Consider the following 1,986-nt stretch of genomic DNA (forward strand, 5'->3'; position numbering starts at 1 on the left):
TCCGCAGGCCAGCGTTTCACCCGCGCCACGTTCGAAAACCCGCAGGCGAATCGCGTGCCGGTCGAGCACCTGCATGAAACCGGCGTTGACACGTTGCGGGAAACGCGGGTGCGATTCGATCAGTGGCCCCAGCCGCTCGACCGGCGCGGTGTCGACGTCGGCAACCACGTGCACGGCGTGCGGATTGCCCATGCCGACAGCGGTCATGGCCCATTCCTCGTCGGCGACCCGGAGTGGCTGCAGAAGATCGTCGCGGTCGCTGACGAAGGGAATCTCGTCCGGGGCGAACACCGGCACCCCCATGTCGACGGTCACTGAACCGTCCTCCTCGAGGCGCGGAACGATCACGCCGCGCATCGTTTCGACGCGGATCTCGCGTTTCGTCGTGAGCCCCTGTTGATGCACAAAGCGAGCGAAGCAGCGTGCGCCGTTACCACACTGCTCGACCTCGCCGCCATCGCCATTGAAGATGCGATAGCGGAAATCGACATCGGGGCGCGTGCCCGCCTCGACCAGCAGCACCTGGTCGCAGCCAATGCCGAAATGGCGATCGGCCAGGAAGCGCAGTTGCTCGGGTGTCAGTTCGAGCGACTGGCGAATCCCGTCGAGCACGACAAAGTCATTGCCGAGTCCCTGCATCTTGGTAAATGTCAGTTTCATCTTGCCGTAAAAGTCGCGCAGCGACTGACAATGCTTCCCTCGCTCGCCAGGCGGAGAGCATACAAGGGGTTGGGGAAGAGAGGAACGGTCATGGCGTCAAAGCTTTCATTATCGGGGGGCGTTATTCGCCATGACCGTTGGTTCAGGATTCGGTCGCGTGCCCAGGCAGCGGTTTCGCCATTATAAAGTCGTCCATGACGAATCCCTTGCCAATATCGACGCACACCGATTCGCGGACAGCAAAGCCATGCTTGCGATAAGCCGCAATGGCGGCCTGATTCCGCTTGTTGACTGCCAGAATCAGCGCGCAGCAACCGAGCGCCAGCGCGCGTTCGGCCACATGCGCAATGAGTCGGGCACCCAGGCCCAGGCGTTGCTTTCCCGGATCGACGTAGATCTTGTCGAGCTTCATTTCCTTGCCGCCGTCGATCCGCAGGCAGGACGAAAAACCGGCCAGTTGGCCATCGACCCGGAGCTGATCCCACCAGAGATCCGGCATGGTCAACTCGTCGAGCAAGCGCTGCCGGTGGTAGCGCTGTTCGAGCATGAAGTCGATCTGCGCCTGGCTGATGATCCCGGGGTAGGTCTGCTGCCAGATCCGGCGGGCCAGTGCGGCGACGGGATCGACATCGGCTGCGGTGAGGGGGGTGATCAGGACATTCATTCTTTCAACCGGTTCAGGTGACCGGCGGCTTGCCGGTGAGTCGTTCGAGTTCGGCCCGCAGTTCCGGGACAGCCTGCGCGAATTCCTCTTCCCGTCGGCACTTTGCACACCGGAGAGCAGAAAGGTCATGACTACCGGGAAGGTGAGCGTACCTTGGCGCATGAAGCCCTTGGCATTGCCGCGGGCACTTTCAAGTAATTCGTTTGATTTCAGATATTTGGAAAAGTCATCGAGTCGATCAGAGAATGCGGACATGAAATAAATAATCCATTATAAACAATAGATTGGGTCTGGTGGAGATGTCTAGGGGCCGGCGCCCGCAGACAACATGGTGCGCATCGGGAAAGTCGAACGGGCTGGCATTTCCTCATGGCAAACAAGGTGTATGCAGTGGCCATGTTCCATAGGAAATAGCCGTGACGAGTTGCACTCATAGTACTATTGTCTGTATCCGCAACGCTTTTCATTCACTGGTTATACGGTGTACTTGTACGCGGTTTCCCTGCGCAGTTATCGGCGCCGTGGCCCATGGTGGCTTGGCCATCCATGCCCGGAGGGGGATGCCTGACGATGCGCTTGGCGGTCTCCCTCGGCAGCTGTTCATGCCGGATTTCTGGAAGTGAAGGTGAATGGTGAAAAAAGGGTGGCATTACACAGGCCAG

Annotated in this window: 3 protein-coding genes; all 3 read right to left on the reverse strand. The window is 59.5% G+C overall.

The window, feature by feature from the left end:
- Nucleotides 1-660 (reverse strand): diaminopimelate epimerase (gene dapF / locus CAPSK01_RS21145; protein WP_034931586.1); only part of this gene is annotated, 660 nt, incomplete at its 3' end.
- 142 nt (nt 661-802) lie between these two features.
- Nucleotides 803-1,579 (reverse strand): GNAT family N-acetyltransferase, encoded by a 777-nt coding sequence (locus tag CAPSK01_RS21150; protein WP_273704233.1) that lies wholly within the window; start codon nt 1,577-1,579, stop codon nt 803-805.
- Nucleotides 1,580-1,791: 212 nt separating this feature from the next.
- Nucleotides 1,792-1,986 (reverse strand): hypothetical protein (locus CAPSK01_RS24285; RefSeq protein WP_273704234.1); only part of this gene is annotated, 195 nt, incomplete at its 5' end.

Source organism: Candidatus Accumulibacter vicinus (assembly GCF_000584955.1).
In the GTDB taxonomy this organism is placed as follows: Bacteria; Pseudomonadota; Gammaproteobacteria; order Burkholderiales; family Rhodocyclaceae; genus Accumulibacter; species Accumulibacter vicinus.

Coding starts and splice junctions, on each gene's coding strand:
- CAPSK01_RS21150 (WP_273704233.1), bottom strand. CDS start 1,579: ATGTCCGCATTCTCTGATCGACTCGATGACTTTTCCAAATATCTGAAA.